The following is an 18,459-nucleotide window of genomic DNA, read 5'->3' as shown; positions in this document are numbered from 1 at the left end:
AAGGCATCGGCTCCCCTGAGGCGCCGATGCCCCTCCACGCACGACCTCCCCCGGGAAGCGTGCTCCGCCGAGAGTGCCGGGAGGGACCAGCACATGCTGCTGCCCGCCAAGAACGAGGTGGCCAGACATCTGCGGCGCTACCGCACCTGGGAACGCGTGATGCTCGCGTCCCCGACCGACCGCGCGGCCCGGGACAGTTTCGAGGCCTCGGGCTACACACTGTGCGTCCTGATGGGCAAACGCTGTGCCCGCGAGGCCGTGGCGGCCGCCGAGCGCTATCTGCAGACGAGTCTGCCCACCTATCTCCAGGAGCAGGGCGACCGTCCTCAGCAGGAACCCACCGGAAAGACCCGTAAGGACCGGACCGGCAAGGACCGGACCGGCAAGGACCGGGGCCGCAAGGACCGGAGCGGCAAGGCGGCCGGCAAGACCCGGACCGGCGAGAGCCGTTCCGCCACAGGTGGTCCGCCGTCCGGTAGGCGTTCCACGGCGGAACTCTAGAACCCGCAGGGCACCCGTTCGGCCCAGCGCCGATCCCCGAGCACGGCGGAGGTGAGACCCATGAGCCCGACTCAGGCCCCGGCCGTCGGCCGCGTCCCCGTCAGGGATGTCCGCCCGCTCGTCGAGTGTGGCAGGCGTCCCGCGAAGGCGGTCGTCGGCGAGACCTTCGAGGTCACCGCGACGCTGTTCCGCGAGGGGCACGCGGTGGTGGCCGCCAATGTCGTGCTCAAGGATCCGGAGGGCCGTCCGGCCCCGTGGACCCCGATGCGCGAACTGGCTCCCGGCTCCGACCGCTGGGGCGCCTCGGTCACGCCGACCTCCGAGGGCCGCTGGACGTACCGCGTGGAGGCGTGGAGCGATCCCATCGCCACCTGGCGGCACACCGCCCGGATCAAGGTCCCGGCCGGCATCGACACGGGGCTCGTCCTGGAGGAGGGTGCCGAACTCCATGTGCGGGCCGCCGCCGGGGTGCCGGAGGCGGACCTGCACGCGGTCCTGGTGACGGTGGTGGGCAGGCTCCGCGACGACTCCCTGCCGGCCGCCGACCGTCTGGCGGCGGCGTTGGCGCCGGAGGTGGACGAGGTCCTCACGCGTCATCCCCTGCGGGAACTGGTCACGTCCTCCGAGCCGTTGCCCCTGCTGGTGGAGCGCGAACGGGCCCTGTTCGGCTCCTGGTACGAGTTCTTCCCCCGTTCCGAGGGCACCCCCGAGCAGCCCCACGGAACCTTCCGCACCGCCGCCCGACGCCTCCCGGCCATCGCCGCCATGGGCTTCGACGTCGTCTACCTGCCCCCCATCCACCCCATCGGCACCACCTACCGCAAGGGCCGCAACAACACCCTCTCCCCCACCCCCGACGACGTCGGCGTGCCCTGGGCGATCGGCTCCCCCGAGGGCGGCCACGACACCGTCCACCCGGACCTGGGCACCCTCGACGACTTCGACCACTTCGTCGCCGAAGCACGCGCCCTGGGCATGGAGATCGCCCTCGACTTCGCCCTGCAGTGCTCGCCCGACCACCCCTGGGTGGACAAGCACCCCGAGTGGTTCCACCACCGCCCCGACGGCACCATCGCCTACGCCGAGAACCCGCCCAAGAAGTACCAGGACATCTACCCCATCGCCTTCGACGCCGACATGCCCGGCCTCATCACCGAGACCTGCCGGATCCTGCGCCACTGGATGGACCACGGCGTGCGCATCTTCCGCGTCGACAACCCCCACACCAAACCGGTCGTCTTCTGGGAACAGGTCATCGCCCGGATCAACGCCACCGACCCCGACGTCATCTTCCTCGCCGAGGCCTTCACCCGCCCCGCGATGATGCACACCCTGGCCGCCACCGGCTTCCAGCAGTCCTACACCTACTTCACCTGGCGCAACACCAAAGCCGAACTCACCGACTACGCCACCGAACTCGCCGGCGAAGCCGCCGCCTACATGCGCCCCAACTTCTTCGTCAACACCCCCGACATCCTCCACGCCTTCCTCCAGGAAGGCGGCCGCCCCGCCTTCGAACTCCGCGCCGTCCTCGCCGCCACCCTCTCCCCCACCTGGGGCGTCTACTCCGGCTACGAACTGTGCGAGAACACCCCCCTCAAACCCGGCAGCGAGGAATACCTCGACTCCGAGAAATACCAACTCCGCCCCCGCGACTGGGACGCGGCAGAACGCGACGGACGTACCATCGCGCCTCTCATCACCGCGCTCAACGACATCAGACGGCGGCACCCCGCACTGCACGGACTGCGGAACCTGCGCTTCCACCACACGGACAACGACGCGGTGATCGCGTACAGCAAGCGCGCCGGGTCGGACGCGGTCGTGGTCGTGGTCAACCTCGACCCCCACCGCGCCCAGGAGGCCACGGTCACGTTCGACACGGCGGAACTCGGCCTGGGCATGGGCGAGAACATGCCAGTGCGCGACGAGTTGACGGGAGAGACCTACCGCTGGGGAAGGACGAACTACGTGCGCCTGGAACCCGGGCGGGCACCCGCGCACGTCCTCCACGTCCAGCCCCATGCCGACAGCTCGTCCTCGTCGTCGCAGAACGGAGGGTCAGGCACCCCATGACCATGAACAAACCCATCCCGGACACCTTCGAGGACACGCCGCAGAAGGACCGGGACCCGGACTGGTTCAAACGCGCCGTCTTCTACGAGGTCCTCGTCCGCTCCTTCCAGGACAGCGACGGCGACGGCGTCGGCGACCTCAAGGGCCTGACCGCCAAACTCGACTACCTGCAGTGGCTCGGCATCGACTGCATCTGGCTGCCGCCCTTCTTCAAATCCCCCCTCCGCGACGGCGGATACGACGTCTCCGACTACACCGCCGTCCTCCCCGAATTCGGCGACCTCGCCGACTTCGTGGAATTCGTCGACGCCGCCCACCAACGCGGCATGCGCGTCATCATCGACTTCGTCATGAACCACACCAGCGACCAGCACCCGTGGTTCCAGGAATCGAGGAAGGACCCCGACGGACCCTACGGCGACTACTACGTCTGGGCCGACGACGACAAACAGTTCCCCGACGCCCGCATCATCTTCGTCGACACCGAAGCCTCCAACTGGACCTTCGACCCCGTCCGCAAACAGTACTTCTGGCACCGCTTCTTCTCCCACCAGCCCGACCTCAACTACGAGAACCCGGCCGTGCGCGAGGAGATGCTGGCCGCCCTGCGGTTCTGGCTGGACCTCGGCATCGACGGCTTCCGCCTCGACGCGGTCCCCTACCTCTACCAGGAGGAAGGGACCAACTGCGAGAACCTCCCGGCCACCCACGCGTTCCTGAAGCACGTCCGCCGGGAGCTCGACGCGCTGTATCCGGACACGGTCATCCTCGCGGAGGCCAATCAATGGCCGGAGGACGTCGTCGACTACTTCGGCGACTTCCCCAGCGGCGGCGACGAATGCCACATGGCGTTCCACTTCCCGGTCATGCCGAGGATCTTCATGGCGGTCCGGCGGGAATCGCGCTATCCCGTCTCGGAAATCCTCGCCAAGACCCCGGCCATCCCCTCGAACTGCCAGTGGGGCATCTTCCTGCGGAACCACGACGAGCTGACCCTCGAAATGGTCACCGACGAAGAACGCGACTACATGTACGCGGAGTACGCCAAGGACCCGCGCATGCGCGCCAACATCGGCATCCGCCGACGGCTCGCCCCGCTCCTGGACAACGACCGCAACCAGATCGAGCTGTTCACCGCCCTGCTGCTGTCCCTCCCGGGCTCGCCGATCCTCTACTACGGCGACGAGATCGGCATGGGCGACAACATCTGGCTCGGCGACCGCGACGCCGTCCGCACCCCCATGCAGTGGACCCCGGACCGCAACGCCGGCTTCTCCTCCAGCGACCCCGGCCGCCTCTACCTGCCGACGATCATGGACCCGGTCTACGGCTACCAGGTCACCAACGTCGAGGCGTCGATGTCGTCGCCGGCGTCGCTGCTGCACTGGACCCGCCGGATGATCGAGATCCGCAAGCAGAACCCGGCGTTCGGCCTCGGCACCTACACCGAGCTGCCCTCGTCCAACCCGTCCGTCCTCGCCTACCTGCGCGAACACAAGGACGACCTGGTGCTGTGCGTGAACAACTTCTCCCGCTTCGCGCAGCCCACGGAACTCGATCTGCACGCCTACGAGGGACGCCACCCCGTCGAACTCATCGGCGGAGTCCGCTTCCCCGCCATCGGTGAACTGCCCTACCTCCTCACCCTCGCGGGCCACGGCTTCTACTGGTTCCGGCTCTCCCGAGTCCTCTCCCGCGCTGCCCGAGGGCGTTGAAGCGCGGTCCGGCGAAAGGACGCGTCACCATGTCGAAGACCGCATCCGCACTGCTCCGGCCGAGCGGCGAAGAGGTCGACGTCGGCCTCATGACCTCGCTGGCGGGGCTGCTGCGCGAGTGGCTGCCACGGCAACGCTGGTTCGCAGGCAAGGACCGGCCGGTCACGGATCTCGCGCTGTTGTCGATGACCGAGCTGTATCCGGGCTGCCTGCATCTGCTCGTGCACACCGGCCAGCCGAGCCACACCGGTCACGGCGGGGTGCCCGCGCCGTGGGGAACTCCGTCGGCCGGTGACTGCTATCAGCTCCTGCTCGGGGTGCGTGAGCATCCGGTGCCGCGCCTGGCCCGAGCGCTCATCGGGCAGGCGCACGAGGGGCCGCTCGCCGGTCTGACGGTGTACGACGCACTGTACGACGCCCGGTCGGCCGAATTGCTCCTCGAACGGCTGCGGCATCCCGGCTCGGCGGGCCCGTTGCGCTTCGAGGCGGACCCCGGCGCACGGGTACCGGCCCGGTTGGCGCCCCGGCTGCTGGACGCCGAGCAGTCCAACTCCTCGCTGGTGTACGGGGACGAGTACATCCTGAAGGTCTTCCGGCGCATCCAACCGGGAGTGAACCCCGATCTGGAGGTGCCGGGCGCGCTGGCCAAGCAGGGGTGCGGCCGGGTGCCGGCGCCGGTGGCCTGGTTCCGGACGACCGATCCCTTCCCGGCGACACTCGGCGTGCTCCAGCCGTTCCTGCCCGACGCGTCGGACGGCTGGACACTGGCGCTCGGCGCGCTCGCCGCCGGGCAGGACTTCACGGCGCAGGCCCGTGAGCTGGGCCGGGCCACGGCGGAGGTGCATCTGGCTCTGGCCTCGGCCTTCCCCGCCGGAGCCCACGACGACAACGCGCGGACGGCGGCCGCGATGACCGAACGGCTCGACGCCGCCGCGCGCTGCGTACCGGCCCTGCGGCCGTACGTCCCCGGACTGCGCACGGCCTTCCGCGCCCTGCTCGCGTGCGACGCGGGGCCGCCCGCGCAGCGCGTGCACGGCGATCTGCATCTGGGGCAGGTGCTGCGGGCCGGCCCGGAGTGGTTCGTCATCGACTTCGAGGGCGAGCCGTCCCGTCCGCTCGCCGAACGATGCGGCACACAGTCGCCGGTGCGGGACATCGCCGGGATGCTGCGCTCCTTCGACTACGCCGCCCGGCAGCGCCGGCCCTGGCGCCCGGAGTGGGCGCGCCGCTGCCGGGAGGCCTACTGCGCGGGCTACGCGGCCCGCGCCGGCTGGGACCCGCGCGGCAAGCACGGTCTGGTGCGCGCCTACGAGACGGACCGGGCGGTGTACGAGGTCCTCTACGAGGCCCGGCACCGACCCGACTGGCTCCCCGTACCGATGGCGGCGATCGAGCGTCTCGCCGTGAGAGGAGACTGAAGCCGTGGCCCTGCGTGACACCACGCCCCCCGAGTCGGCCGGCCCGCCCCGGCGCCGCCCCAGGCTGACCGTGGCCGCCCCGCCCCTGCCCCCCGAGGAGCGTGCACGGCTGCTCTCCGGCGCGCACCACGATCCGCACGCCCTGCTGGGCGCCCATCCGGTGCCGGGCGGCGGGATCGCCGTGCGGGCCCTGCGCCCGTACGCCCATGCCGTGAGTGTCGTGATCGAGGGCGAGCGCACCTATCTCGCCTCGGAGGGCGACGGCCTCTTCTCCGTCCTCCTGCCGCTCGACGCCGTCCCCGCGTACACGCTGTTCGTGTCGTACGAGGATGCCGACCACGAGGTGCACGACCCGTACCGTTTCCTGCCCGCTCTCGGCGAGCTGGATCTGCATCTGATCCGGGAGGGGCGGCACGAGCAGCTGTGGAGGGCGCTGGGGGCCGAGCCGATGACCCACCAGGGCGTCACCGGCACCCGCTTCACCGTCTGGGCGCCGAACGCCCGAGGGGTGCGGGTCGTCGGGGACTTCGCCTGCTGGGACGGGACGGCGTTCCCGATGAGGTCGCTCGGTTCCTCCGGGGTCTGGGAGCTGTTCCTGCCGGGGGTGGGCGAGGGCGCCCACTACAAGTTCGAGATCGCCACGCGCGACGGCAGGCGTCTGCTCAAGGCCGACCCGATGGCCCGCCGGGCGGAGGCTCCCCCGGCGACGGCGTCCGTCGTCCACGCCTCGCACTACGAGTGGGGCGACGCGGAGTGGATGGCCCGGCGCGGGGACGTCCCGGTGCACGAGGCGCCGTTCTCCGTGTACGAGATCCATCTTCCGTCCTGGCGGCCTGGACTGACGTACCGTCAACTCGCCGAGGTGCTGCCCGCGTATGTCTCCGACCTCGGTTTCACCCATGTCGAGTTGATGCCGGTCGCCCAGCACCCGTTCAGCGGTTCCTGGGGCTACCAGGTCACCGGCTTCTACGCCCCGACCGCCCGCCTCGGCACCCCGGACGACTTCAAGTACCTCGTCGACGCCCTGCACCGGGCCGGGATCGGGGTGATCGTCGACTGGGTGCCCGCCCACTTCCCGAAGGACGACTGGGCGCTCGGCCGCTTCGACGGGGAGCCGCTGTACGAGCCCGGGGACAGCCGGCGGGCGGAGCATCCGGACTGGGGGACGTACGAGTTCGACTTCGGTCGCACCGAGGTGCGCAACTTCCTCGTGGCGAACGCCGTGTACTGGTGCGAGGAGTACCACGTCGACGGGCTGCGGGTGGACGCGGTCGCCTCCATGCTCTACCTCGACTACTCGCGGGACTCAGGACAGTGGTCCCCCAATGTGTTCGGCGGGCGCGAGGATCTGGACGCGGTCGCCTTCCTCCAGGAGATGAACGCCACCGTGTACCGGCGGGCGCCGGGTGTGGTGACCATCGCGGAGGAGTCCACGGCCTGGGACGGGGTGACCCGGCCGACCGACAGCGGCGGGCTGGGTTTCGGCCTGAAGTGGAACATGGGGTGGATGCACGACTCGCTGGGCTACATCGAGCACGAACCCGTGCACCGCAAGTACCACCACAACGAGATGTCGTTCTCGATGGTGTACGCGTACAGCGAGAACTACGTCCTGCCCATCTCCCACGACGAGGTCGTGCACGGCAAGCGGGCGCTGGTGTCGAAGATGCCGGGCGACTGGTGGCAGCAGCGCGCCAACCACCGCGCCTACCTCGGCTTCATGTGGGCCCATCCGGGCAAGCAACTCCTTTTCATGGGGCAGGAGTTCGCCCAGGGCGGGGAGTGGGTGGAGGCGCACGGGCCGGACTGGTGGCTGCTCGATCCCGGGTACGGCGCGGAGGCCGACCACCGCGGTGTGCGGGACCTCGTCCGTGACCTCAACACGACCTACCGTCACACGCCGGCCCTCTGGCAGCGGGACACCGACCCGGCCGGCTTCCAGTGGGTGAGCGCGGACGCCGCCGAGGACAACGTCTTCGCGTTCCTGCGGCTCGCCGCGGACGGGACGCCCTTGTTGGCCGTCTCCAACTTCAGCCCGGTGGTGCGGGAGGACTACCGGCTCGGGGTGCCGGACGACGTCGCGGCATGGCGCGAGGTGCTGAACACGGACGCGGCCGTCTACGGAGGCAGCGGTGTCACCCGTCCCGACCCTGTCGAGGCCGAGCCGCACGCCTGGCACGGGCGGCCGGTGAGTGTCCGCCTGACCCTGCCCCCGCTGGCCACGGTGTGGCTCCGCCCGGAGGCCCCGAGAGCGCCGCGAAGGAGTGCGCCATGACCGCCGGACTGAAGACCGTCGTCTACCCCGTCCAGGACCTGGATCGGGCTGGCCGGTGCCGTACTGGCACGTCGGCGACATCCGGACGACACTCGCGGCGCTGCTCGGGGCCGGGGCGCAGACGCTGGAGGACGTCCATGACGTGGGCGGCGGCCGGCTGATCGCCTCGGTGAAGGACAGCGACGGCAACCTGATCGGGCTTCTGCAGTAGGACACGGCGGCGACGCAGTAGGGCCGGGGGCGATGGTTGCACCTGCACTAGTTGCACGGACAACGACCGGTGGGCCCTCTGTTACCGTGCACATATGGCAGCGAACACGACCGGTGTCCGGCTCGAGGACCAGTGGCGGGACATCCTGTCCGTGCACGCCCGCACGATGTGCGAGATCGATCGCGTGCTGCATCCGCACGGGCTGGGCGCCAGTGACTTCGAGGTCCTCGACGTCCTCGCGTCGGGGATGGCGGCGGCCACGGCGGCCGGGGACCTGTGCCGCGTGCAGAACATCGCCGAGAAGGTCCACCTCAGCCAGAGCGCGCTGTCCCGGCTGATCGGCCGACTGGAGAAGGACGGCCTGGTGGAGCGGTCCGTGTGCGTGGAGGACCGGCGCGGCGTGTGGGTCACCCTGACGGACAAGGGCCGCAGGCTGCACACGGAGGTCCAGCCCCTGCAGCGTGCCGTTCTGGCCCGCATGCTGCGACAGGACTGACCCCGCCCTCGGGCCTGCGTGGAACGCCGTGAGGGCCGTCCCCTCGTCCGTCGGGCGAGTGGTCCCCGTGCGGGTCAGATCCCCTGGCCTCCCAGGAGGGTGCCCACGTCGTGGGCGTCCAGGGTGAGGCCGTGCGGGGAGCCGGCGTCGATGGTGAGGGAGAGGTCCGCGTCGGCGGGCCACTGGGAGGCCAGGGCGCCCAGGGGTACCAGCCGGTAGCGCGACACATAGGGCAGGAGCTCCGCCATCGCGGGCTCCGAGGTGAAGACCGGCACGATCTGCTCGCCGCCGGGCTGCTCCAGCACGGGCAGCGCCACGGCCGTCGGATCGTTCACGGCCGCCTCGTCGGCGTCGTCCGGGACCGGGATCAGCACGTCGGTGTCGGCGAGCGTGTGGAGCGCGGCCGTGTCATGGGTGTCGAAGGCGAGCGCGGTCAGCGCGCGCTGGGCCGGCGAGGCGGCCTGAGGCGGGTTGTTGCCATTGGTGGGTATGTCCATCACAAGATCCCAGGTAGTAGCGGAAGGGCCGCCCGGGACGGCGTCCGTCCCGGGCGCTGCGCCCCTCGCGTACCCGACGGGGAGACGGGCATTCCTCTACCCGACCGATGCATATGGGGCGCGAGGGGCCGCTGAGGGCCCGAGGGGCCCGGCGGGCCCGACCCCGCCGGGCGCGGTCGCTTCGACAGGGCCCGTCCATCCCGATCTTCCGCGCCGCGGAGGGAGTGAAAATGAACCAGTTGTGGTGACCCGCGCCCACGCGCCCGCCGGGAGCCCGCACCTAGCGTGGCCGCATGACCATGCAAACCTGGTTTCCCGCCGCCAAGCTGGGCATCTTCATCCACTACGGCATCTACGCCGTGGACGGGGTGCCGGAGTCCTGGTCCTTCTACTGGGGCGAGGTGACGCACGAGCGGTACATGAAACAGCTCGACGGCTTCACCGCGTCCGCGTACGACCCCGCCGCCTGGGCCGAGTTGTTCGCCCGGGTGGGTGCGAAGTACGCGGTGCTCACGGCCCGCCACCACGACGGCGTCGCCCTGTGGGACACCGCCCAGGGCGACCTGGGCGTCGTCCACCGCACGCCGGCGGGCCGGGACCTGATCACCGGGTACGTCGACGCGCTGCGCGAGCGGGGGCTCAAGGTCGGCCTCTACTACTCGCACTCCGACTGGAACCACCCCGACTACGCCAGTGTCCGCCACCCGGAGATCGACCTGTGGACGAACGACCACCCGGGCGGCAACGACGCCAATCCCTACTCGCACGCCGCACCCGGTGAGGAAGACCCGGCCGCCTGGGAGCGCTACCTCGCCTACCGGGACGGCCAGGTGGGCGAGCTGGTCGAACGGTTCCGCCCCGATCTGCTGTGGTTCGACGGTGAGTGGGAGCGCACCGAACAGCAGTGGCGGATGCGGGAGTTGGCCGAGCTGATCCTCAGGGAGAACCCGGACACCGTGCTCAACGCCCGCATGCTCTCGTACGGCGACTACGCCACCCCGGAACAGGGCGTGCCGCTCGAAGCACCCGAGGGCCCCTGGGAGTTGTGTCTGACCATCAACGACTCATGGGGCTTCCAGCACGCGGATCACAACCACAAATCCGTGCGGCAGCTGGTGCGTTACTTCGCCGAGACGATCGGCATGGGCGGCAATCTGCTGCTGGACGTCGGGCCGAGGGCGGACGGGACGATCCCCGCCGAGCAGATCGAGCGGCTGGAAGGGCTCGGGGCATGGATTCGGCGGCACTCCGACGCCGTGTACGGCACGGCCGCCGGACTGCCCGCAGGACACCACTACGGTCCGAGCACGCTCTCCGCCGACCGGCGCACCCTGTACCTGACGTGCTTCGACGTGCCGCGTGAGTCGGTGGCGGTACGGGGGCTGCGCAATCCCGTCACCAGGGTCACCGTCCTCGGCACGGGCACCGAGCTGGGCCACCGGGTGATCGGCGGCCTCGACGCGGTGCCCGGCGTGACGTGGATCGACGCGCCCGCGGAGGCCGACCTCGACCCGTACGCGACCGTCCTCGCCGTGGAGTTGGAAGGAGAGCTGGACCTCTACCGGGGCTCGGGCCGCGACTGACCCGTCTCCGGAGGCGGGGGCCGGAGCGGACCGGGGACATGTCGGGACCTACGTACAATCCTCGGAATCGACCGGTGGGTTCGCGTTCATGAACCTCCGGATCGGCCCGGGACGGCCCCGGGCCCGTTTCAGGGGGAATCGCATTGCCGTGGGACGTGGCTCCGCTGGTGGGCCGGCAGACCGAGCTGGCTCGCCTCGCCGGCGTACTCGACGGGCTGACCGGGACAGGCCACGGCCCGGCGGTCGTGGACGTCACCGGCGCGGCGGGTATCGGCAAGAGCAGGCTGGTCGCCGAGTTCTGCGCACGGGCGCGGGACCGGGGCCTGACGGTGCTGCGCGGCCGGGCGACCGAGTACGAGCGGCACCTGCCCTATCAGCCTCTCGCCGACGCCCTCGCCGACCTCGACAGCGAAACTGGGATCCCGTCCCCGTTCGCCGAGGCCCACACCATGGACCGTTTCGCCCTGCAACGCGCGGCGGCGGCCTTCCTGACCCGGATCGCGCGCACCGGCACCGGCCTCGTGGTGGCCCTCGACGACGTGCACTGGGCGGACCCGGCGTCCCTGGAGCTCCTCGACCATCTCGTCCGGCATCCGCCGCGGCGCGCACCCGTGGTGATCGTGGTGGCCCGGCGGGAACGGCAGACCGCGCCGCGGCTCGTCGCCGCCCTCACCCGGGGTGTGGAGTCCGGGACGGTGCTCCGCCTCGAACTGGGCCCGCTGGACCGGGACGCCTGCCTCGCGGCGCTGGCCCCGGACCGCCCGGCCGGTCTCGCCGCCGAGCTGTACACGGCCAGCGAGGGAAACCCGCTGTACTTTCTCGCCCTGCTCCAGGCCGGCAGGCCGGCGGGGCTCAGCTCGCTGCTGCTGGACGAACTGACTCCGCTCACCGACGACCAGCGACGGACGGTCCAGGCCGTGGCCGTGCTCGGCGACCACGCGGCACCCGCTCTGGTGGCGGCCGTCACCGGTCGCCCGGAGCATGAACTTGAGTCGGACTTCCGGGAGTTGACCGTGCGAGATCTCGCGCGACCGGGTCCCGACGGCCGTTGGGCGCTCCGGCATCCGGTGCTGCGGTCCCTCGTCCACGACACCACCGATCCCACCCTGCGCACCCGGATGCACCACCTGGCCGCCGCCGAACTGGCCCGGATCGGAGCGCCGGTCAGCGAACGGGCGCACCACGTCGAGCGGGCGCTGACCGGCTGGGACCCGCACGCCGTGGCCGTGCTCACCGAGGCCGCCCGCCAGGCCGCCGCGACCGCGCCGGCGAGCAGCGCCCACTGGCTCGGCGTCGCCCTCGCGCACCTGCCCGAGCGGCCGGTGCACGGCGTGCCGCGCCGGGATCTGATGCTGCGCCGGGCCGAGGCGCTCGGCGCCTGCGGCGGGCTGCGCGAGAGCCGGGACCTGCTGCACGAGGTGATCAGCCTGTCGCCGCCGGGCACCGATGACGGCGCACGAGCCCTGGCCGTCACGCTGTGCGCGGTGATGGAGCGCCATCTCGGCCGGTACACGGAGGCCGTTGCCCTGCTCCGCCGCGAACTGGCCCGGGGCGCCGACCTCTCCCCCGCCGAGACCGTCCGACTCGGCCTGGAGCTGGGCTCGTCCGCGCCGCACGCCAGCCCGTACCCGGACGTGCGCGACGACGTGGCCCGCACGCTGGAGCTGGCCCGGTCGCTGGGCGACGAGGTCGCGGAGGCGGGCGGGCTCGCCGTCACCGCGCTCGGGGAGGCGTACGAGGGCAACCCCGAGGCCGCCGCCGAGGCGACCGACCGGGCGGCCGCGCTCATCGACTCCCTCACCGACCAGGATCTCGCGGGGCTGTGCGAACCACTGGCCCGGCTCAGCTGGGCGGAGGCGTTCCTGGAACGGTACGCCGACGCCGAACGGCACGCCGAGCGCGGCCTCGTGATCGCCCGCCGGGGCGGTCTGCTCTATGTGGTGCCGCATCTGCTGCTCTGCCTGTCCCATCTCCACGTCATGACACTGCGTCTGGCGTCGGCCCTGGAACTCGCGGAGGAGGCGGAGACGATAGCCCGGGGCATCGGCAGCGACGAGTTGCTCGCCTTCGTCCTGGCGTCCAAGGCCCAGGCGCTGGTCCCCGCGCTCCCGCCGGGTGACGGTGGTGCGGTGGCCGTGGCCGAGGAGGCCGTCGCCCGGGCCGGCGCCGGTACCGGCTGGTGGGCGTCCATCGCTTGGTGCGTGCTGGGGTTCGCCGCGCTCCACGCCGGTGATCCGGTGCGGGCCCGGGCGGCCCTGCTGCGGGCGGGCGGGGAGGATCTCGCCGGTCTGCAGCCGGGCATGCGACCCCTGTTCACCGAGGTCCTCGTCTCCGCCTCCGTGCTCACCGGGGACCACGGCGATGCCCGGCAGTGGGCGGAGCGCGCCCGTAAGGAGGCGGAGCGGCTGGATCTCATGGCGCAGCGGGCGTCCGCGCTGCGCAGCCGGGCGCAAGTGCGGTTGGCCGAGGGTGATCTGGCCGCCGCGTCCGAGTTGTTCGAGCAGGCCGCCGAGGAGGCCGGCCGGGGCCGGGGTGGGCTGTGGGAGGCGCAGTCCCTGCTGATGGGGGCGCCGCTGACCGCGTCGGCGGGGCGCCCCGCCCGGGCCCGTGCCATGTGGGAGCGCGCGGTACGGCTGAGCGGCGAGGCCGGCGCTCACCTGCTGACCGGCCTCGCGGAGGCGATCCGTCCTGCGGTCTTCGTGGAGTCGGAGACCGGCCCGGAGGTGGGTGTGGGAAGGGGAGCGGACGCCGGGACGCCGTCGCCGGAACCCGCGGCCGTGCAGCTGCCCGTGCTGGCCGCGCTGTCCGCGCGGGAGCGGGAGATCGCCGCCCTCGTCGCGAAGGGCCTGACCAGTCCCGCCATCGCCGAGCGACTCTTCCTCAGCCCGCGCACGGTGGAGACCCACCTCTCCCGCATCTACCGCAAGACCGGCGTCACGTCGCGTGCGGCGCTGGCGGCCCTGCAGACCCGTGACGAGCTACGCGAGGGCAACGCCTGAGCCGGCGGCCGCGCTGAACTCCAGATCCGGGACGACGGAGCCGGACATGATCTCCGACGGGGAACATGTCCGCCCTTTTGCGCGCGTTTGCCCTTGCTGTCAGCATGGAAGAGGGGGCAGCGAACACAAGGAGCGGCCGGGACCACCCTGGAATGGGATCAAGCCGACGGCTCGTCCCAGGAGTTGTGGAGGTCCGCGCGCGACTGCGGACCGGTTCGCCGACGCGACTGCGGACCGGTTCACCAAGACATGTGCCCGGCAGCGCTCCACAGCGCGAGGTGCCCGGAACGCCGCAGTGACGGCCGGTCCGCGATCTCCCGTGCGAGGCCGCGCTCTTCGCGCACGGCCGCCTCGGCACCCACCCCGACGAGGCATCGCTCAGCTCACGACTCGTGGCGTGGCGCGCCGTACTCCCCACCCCTTCCCATGGGAGGCGGACCCATGACAACGGCGGAACTCTTCTCCCCCACGGAATCCGGCTACTTGTCACAGCTGACGAGGGCCGCGGACCGGTTCGCGGAGCGGGCCGAGCGGCGCAAGCGCAATCAGAAACTGCTCCGGACCCGCGGCGTGCTGTACGCCGACGAACCGGAGCGCGTCGAGAAGCGGCTGAACCGCCTCGGCACCGACTGGTCCCAGGCCAGGGCGATCGACCGGGAACCGACCGAGCCCCGCACGACGTCCGGGAGCACCTTGCGGCTGCCGCCCGAGCACTTCGGCAGTGACATGCTGGGGCTGGAGCGCCTGATCGGGCGCAACAACCTCACCCCGGTCGCGTTCCTGGAGAAGGGCGCGCTGGTGGCCCGCTCGGTCGGCCGGGTCACCCTCAGCGGGCCGGGCGGCGGCCACGGCACCGGCTTCATGGTCTCGCCCTCCCTGCTGCTGACCAACAACCATGTGCTGCGCAGTCAGGAGGAGGCACGCCGCAGCACCGTCGCGTTCGCTCTGCAGGCCGGGATGGACGGCCGGCCCCTGGTACCGGCGGTGTTCCCACTGGAGCCGCAGCGGTTCTTCGTCACCGACCGGGAACTGGACTTCACCCTGGTCGCGGTGGCCGAGCAAGGAGGCCGAGGCGAAGCCCTCTCCTCCTTCGGCCTACTGCCCCTCAGCGAGGAGCAGGGCAAGATCGTCATCGGGGAGTTCGTCAACGTCATCCAGCACCCCGGAGGCGAGCCCAAGCAAGTGGCACTGCGGGAGAACCTGGTCGTCGACATCCTGGACCGGTTCCTGCATTCCACGACCGACACCCTTCGGGGCTCGTCGGGTGCGCCGGTCCTCAACGACCAGTGGGAGGTCGTCGCACTGCACCACTCGGCCGTCCCGAAGACCGACGCCGAGGGCCGCCCCCTGAGCGTCGACGGCACCCTGTGGACACCGGAGATGGGCGAGGATCGAGTGGCCTGGGTGGCCAACGAAGGGGTGCGCATCAGCCGGATACTGCGCGCGCTGAGCACGATCAGGCTGACCGGTGCGGCGGCCCGGCTGCGCGACGAGGTGCTCACCGCCGGGCCGACCGGTGAAACGGTCACGGCACCGGTCGGCACCCCGCTGCCCACTGCCCCCTCCACGCCCTCGGTGGACGGGGCGAAGGGACTGCCCGGCACCGATGGCGCACGCGTCCAGGTGACCGACGGCATCGCCCACCTCACCGTCCCCCTGAGGATCAGCGTCGGACTCGACCTGTCGGCCCATCCCGTGACGCCGATGTCCAGCCCTGCGCCCTTCCTCGCGCCCGCACCGCCGTCGCCCCCGGACGGTGCGTCGGCGGTCGAGAGGGACGTGGAGGCCGCTCTGATCAGCCTTCGCCTCGGGCGGGAACGGCCGTACTACGACCGGCAGGCCGATGCCGCCGCGCGCGACACCTACTACGCGGGCATCGACACCGGCGACGCGGAGGCACTGCGCCGCGCGCTCACCGAACTGCTGGAGGACACCCACTCCCCCCGGCCCAAGTACCGGCCCGACCGCCTGGTCTACCCCTGGGTCGACCTGCACAGAGACGGGCGGCTTCGCAGCATCTACTCCGGGAAGGACTTCTCCCCCGAGGAGTTCATCAGGGCGGACGCGGCCGTGGCGGAGGCACGGCTGGCCCGCGTTCAGGAACTCTTCGTGCGGGAACGCGCGGCGGGTCCGGCGGAGTTCGAGGCCGAGTTCGACGCGCTGGAGGCCTCGATGCCGTTCAACTGCGAACACGTGGTGCCGCAGTCGTGGTTCGCGCACAAGGAGCCGATGCGCGGGGACCTCCACCATCTGTTCGCCTGCGAGGTCGCGTGCAACAGCTTCCGCAACAACTTCGCCTACTTCGACTTCCCGAACTTCCGGGAAGCCGAACGGGAGGAATGCGGAATGCGCGACCCCGTCGGCTCCGACCGAGCCGTGATCGGCTTCGAGCCGGAGGCCGGCAAGGGAGCGGTGGCCCGGGCCACCCTCTACTTCCTGCTTCGCTATCCGGGTCTGGTCGGTGATGTCCGGACCGAGTTCCCCGAGAGCCGGCTGCCCACTCTGCTGGCCTGGCACGCCGGCGAGCCGGTGAGCGAGTACGAACGCCATCGCAACGCCGCCATCGCCGAACTGCAGGGCGACCGCAACCCGTTGATAGACCACCCGGAGTGGGCGCAGAAGATCGACTTTTCCGGCGTCTGGCCCTGAACCACCCGCCCGGCCGAGCTGATGCAGCGGCCCCAAGGGGCGGCCCGCACCCCGAAGGTCACCCCTGGTGTGGACCGACCCGCCCGGCGCGGCTCTGCGGAACGACCTGGATCCGATCGTCCGCGCAGGCGGTCAGGAGCACCACGGCAACATGGGCACGGGCGCCGGCTTCGACCGCGTCAACAACGTCGAGCAGGTCAACTGGAGGGGTGTCCCCGCCGGTGGCGCGAAGGTCGTCGTGCGCGCCCACCGGATCACCCAGTTCGCCCAGCCCTACGCCGCGTCCTGGCGCGTCTCGTGAGCAGCCGCTGAACTCGTTCGAGGGCCACGCCACCGGGCTCGGACCCCGGTGGCGTGGTCCTTTCGGCGACCGTTTAGCATATGAGCGCCGCCTAGCTCGAAAGATAAACCTGTGACTCTCAACGAGGACTCGTTCACCGTCTGGAAGCACCGCGAGGAGATCGCGGAATCGATGATCCCGATCATCGGGAAGCTGCACCGCGAGCGGGACGTGACGGTCCTGCTGCACAGCCGCTCCCTGGTGAACAAGTCGGTGGTCAGCATCCTGAAGACCCACCGGTTCGCCCGCCAGATCGCCGGCGTGGAGCTGTCGGTCACCGACACCCTGCCGTTCCTGCAGACCCTCACCACGCTCGACCTCGGCCCCTCCCAGATCGACATCGGTCTGCTCGCCGAGGCCTACCAGGCCGACGACCGAGGCCTGTCGATCGCGGAGTTCACCGCCGAGGCCGTCGCCGGTGCCACCGGCGCCAACAAGATCGAGGGCGGGGAGGGACGCGACGTCGTCCTCTACGGCTTCGGCCGCATCGGCCGCCTCGTGGCCCGCCTGCTCATCGAGAAGGCCGGCTCGGGCAACGGGCTGCGGCTGCGCGCCATCGTGGTGCGCGGCGGTGGGGATCAGGACATCGTCAAGCGTGCCTCGCTGCTGCGCCGGGACTCCATCCACGGCCAGTTCCAGGGCACGATCACCGTCGACGAGGCGACCAGCACGATCAACGCCAACGGCAACGAGATCAAGGTGATCTACGCCGGGGACCCGTCCGAGGTCGACTACACCGAGTACGGCATCAAGAACGCGATCCTCATCGACAACACGGGCAAGTGGCGCGACCGTGAGGGTCTGTCGAAGCACCTGCGTCCCGGCATCGACAAGGTCGTGCTGACCGCGCCCGGCAAGGGTGACGTCCCGAACATCGTGCACGGCGTCAACCACGACACGATCAAGCCGGACGAGCAGATCCTGTCCTGCGCGTCCTGCACCACCAACGCGATCGTGCCGCCGCTGAAGGCGATGGACGACGAGTTCGGTGTGCTGCGCGGACATGTGGAGACCGTCCACTCGTTCACCAACGACCAGAACCTGCTGGACAACTACCACAAGTCGGACCGCCGCGGCCGCTCCGCGCCGCTCAACATGGTCATCACGGAGACGGGTGCCGCCTCGGCCGTCGCCAAGGCGCTGCCCGACCTGAAGGCGCCGATCACCGGCAGTTCGATCCGCGTCCCCGTCCCGGACGTCTCGATCGCGATCCTCAGCCTGCGCCTCGGCCGCGAGACCGACCGCGAGGAGGTCCTCGACTACCTCCGGGGCGTCTCGCTGACCTCCCCGCTCAAGCGCCAGATCGACTTCACCAACGCGCCCGACTCGGTCTCCAGCGACTTCATCGGCTCCCGGCACGCCTCGATCGTCGACGCCGGTGCCACCAAGGTCGACGGCGACAACGCGATCCTCTACCTCTGGTACGACAACGAGTTCGGCTACTCCTGCCAGGTCATCCGGGTCGTCCAGCACGTCTCCGGGGTGGAGTACCCGACGTACCCGGCTCCGGCGGTCTGACCGTCGCGCCGCAGTACCCCGGCCACGGGCCGGACGAGCGATCCGCTCGTCCGGCCCGTGGTGTGCCCAGGGGTGGGATGGCGCCGTGAGCCGAGGACCGCGTTGTCTGTGGCGGGATCTACGGTTCCGGGTGCGAGAGTGCGTGCCGGGCGTCGCGACGCCGCGGAGATCCATCAGAAGC

General features: G+C 71.0%; 12 protein-coding genes and 1 pseudogene. 12 read left to right on the top strand and 1 reads right to left on the bottom strand.

The window, feature by feature from the left end; all coding sequences use genetic code 11:
* Positions 1-93: 93 nt before the first annotated feature.
* From K1J60_RS47315 to K1J60_RS41500, 7 genes and pseudogenes are all read left to right on the top strand, one after another.
* Positions 94-501: a DUF5133 domain-containing protein gene (locus tag K1J60_RS47315; protein ID WP_220650730.1), complete on the top strand. Its 408-nt coding sequence runs from the start codon at positions 94-96 to the stop codon at positions 499-501.
* Between the two features lie 60 nt (positions 502-561).
* Complete coding sequence (locus K1J60_RS41525; RefSeq protein ID WP_220650729.1) at positions 562-2,577, top strand: alpha-1,4-glucan--maltose-1-phosphate maltosyltransferase; 2,016 nt, start codon at positions 562-564, stop codon at positions 2,575-2,577.
* Entirely contained in the window at positions 2,574-4,292 is a 1,719-nt protein-coding gene (treS, locus tag K1J60_RS41520; RefSeq protein ID WP_220650728.1) for a maltose alpha-D-glucosyltransferase, read from the top strand. The genes K1J60_RS41525 and treS overlap by 4 nt, the downstream gene beginning before the upstream one ends.
* Before the next feature lie 29 nt (positions 4,293-4,321).
* Positions 4,322-5,710, top strand: a complete 1,389-nt coding sequence (locus K1J60_RS41515) for a maltokinase N-terminal cap-like domain-containing protein (protein WP_220650727.1) — start codon at positions 4,322-4,324, stop codon at positions 5,708-5,710.
* A gap of 4 nt (positions 5,711-5,714) precedes the next feature.
* On the top strand, positions 5,715-7,985 hold the full coding sequence (gene glgB / locus K1J60_RS41510; protein WP_220650726.1) for a 1,4-alpha-glucan branching enzyme: 2,271 nt from the start codon (positions 5,715-5,717) through the stop codon (positions 7,983-7,985).
* A 40-nt stretch (positions 7,986-8,025) separates the two neighbouring features.
* Positions 8,026-8,196: pseudogene (locus K1J60_RS41505) on the top strand (VOC family protein); the annotation flags it as partial.
* Positions 8,197-8,290: 94 nt separating this feature from the next.
* Positions 8,291-8,692, top strand: a complete 402-nt coding sequence (locus K1J60_RS41500; RefSeq protein ID WP_220650725.1) for a MarR family winged helix-turn-helix transcriptional regulator — start codon at positions 8,291-8,293, stop codon at positions 8,690-8,692.
* A 74-nt stretch (positions 8,693-8,766) separates the two neighbouring features.
* Here K1J60_RS41500 and K1J60_RS41495 read toward each other — a convergent pair whose 3' ends face one another.
* On the bottom strand, positions 8,767-9,189 hold the full coding sequence (locus tag K1J60_RS41495) for an SseB family protein (protein WP_220650724.1): 423 nt from the start codon (positions 9,187-9,189) through the stop codon (positions 8,767-8,769).
* 293 nt (positions 9,190-9,482) lie between these two features.
* Here K1J60_RS41495 and K1J60_RS41490 point away from each other — a divergent pair, with 293 nt between their 5' ends.
* The 5 genes from K1J60_RS41490 to K1J60_RS41470 all read left to right on the top strand — a co-directional run bounded on the left by K1J60_RS41490 (position 9,483) and on the right by K1J60_RS41470 (position 18,278).
* The gene (locus K1J60_RS41490; protein WP_220650723.1) at positions 9,483-10,772 is read left to right on the top strand and encodes an alpha-L-fucosidase; all 1,290 of its coding nucleotides are present in this window, start codon (positions 9,483-9,485) and stop codon (positions 10,770-10,772) included.
* 143 nt (positions 10,773-10,915) lie between these two features.
* Positions 10,916-13,771 carry a helix-turn-helix transcriptional regulator gene (locus tag K1J60_RS41485; RefSeq protein WP_259408145.1) on the top strand — a complete coding sequence of 952 codons (2,856 nt, stop codon included), beginning with the start codon at positions 10,916-10,918 and terminating at the stop codon, positions 13,769-13,771.
* Between the two features lie 441 nt (positions 13,772-14,212).
* Positions 14,213-16,420: an endonuclease gene (locus tag K1J60_RS41480; protein WP_220650722.1), complete on the top strand. Its 2,208-nt coding sequence runs from the start codon at positions 14,213-14,215 to the stop codon at positions 16,418-16,420.
* Positions 16,421-16,487: 67 nt separating this feature from the next.
* Complete coding sequence (locus tag K1J60_RS41475; RefSeq protein WP_220650721.1) at positions 16,488-16,721, top strand: hypothetical protein; 234 nt, start codon at positions 16,488-16,490, stop codon at positions 16,719-16,721.
* A 111-nt stretch (positions 16,722-16,832) separates the two neighbouring features.
* The gene (locus K1J60_RS41470) at positions 16,833-18,278 is read left to right on the top strand and encodes a glyceraldehyde-3-phosphate dehydrogenase (RefSeq protein ID WP_220650720.1); all 1,446 of its coding nucleotides are present in this window, start codon (positions 16,833-16,835) and stop codon (positions 18,276-18,278) included.
* Positions 18,279-18,459: the final 181 nt, after the last annotated feature.

The sequence above is a fragment of the Streptomyces akebiae genome, from assembly GCF_019599145.1.
In the GTDB taxonomy this organism is placed as follows: Bacteria; Actinomycetota; Actinomycetes; order Streptomycetales; family Streptomycetaceae; genus Streptomyces; species Streptomyces akebiae.
This window is presented reverse-complemented; position numbering and strand designations above follow the sequence as displayed.

Excerpts from the sequence above, each read along its gene's own strand:
- K1J60_RS47315 (WP_220650730.1), top strand. The coding sequence starts at position 94 with ATGCTGCTGCCCGCCAAGAACGAGGTGGCCAGACATCTGCGGCGCTAC.
- K1J60_RS41495 (WP_220650724.1), bottom strand. The coding sequence starts at position 9,189 with ATGGACATACCCACCAATGGCAACAACCCGCCTCAGGCCGCCTCGCCG.
- K1J60_RS41490 (WP_220650723.1), top strand. The coding sequence starts at position 9,483 with ATGACCATGCAAACCTGGTTTCCCGCCGCCAAGCTGGGCATCTTCATC.
- K1J60_RS41515 (WP_220650727.1), top strand. The coding sequence starts at position 4,322 with ATGTCGAAGACCGCATCCGCACTGCTCCGGCCGAGCGGCGAAGAGGTC.
- treS (WP_220650728.1), top strand. The coding sequence starts at position 2,574 with ATGACCATGAACAAACCCATCCCGGACACCTTCGAGGACACGCCGCAG.
- K1J60_RS41480 (WP_220650722.1), top strand. The coding sequence starts at position 14,213 with ATGACAACGGCGGAACTCTTCTCCCCCACGGAATCCGGCTACTTGTCA.
- K1J60_RS41525 (WP_220650729.1), top strand. The coding sequence starts at position 562 with ATGAGCCCGACTCAGGCCCCGGCCGTCGGCCGCGTCCCCGTCAGGGAT.
- K1J60_RS41500 (WP_220650725.1), top strand. The coding sequence starts at position 8,291 with ATGGCAGCGAACACGACCGGTGTCCGGCTCGAGGACCAGTGGCGGGAC.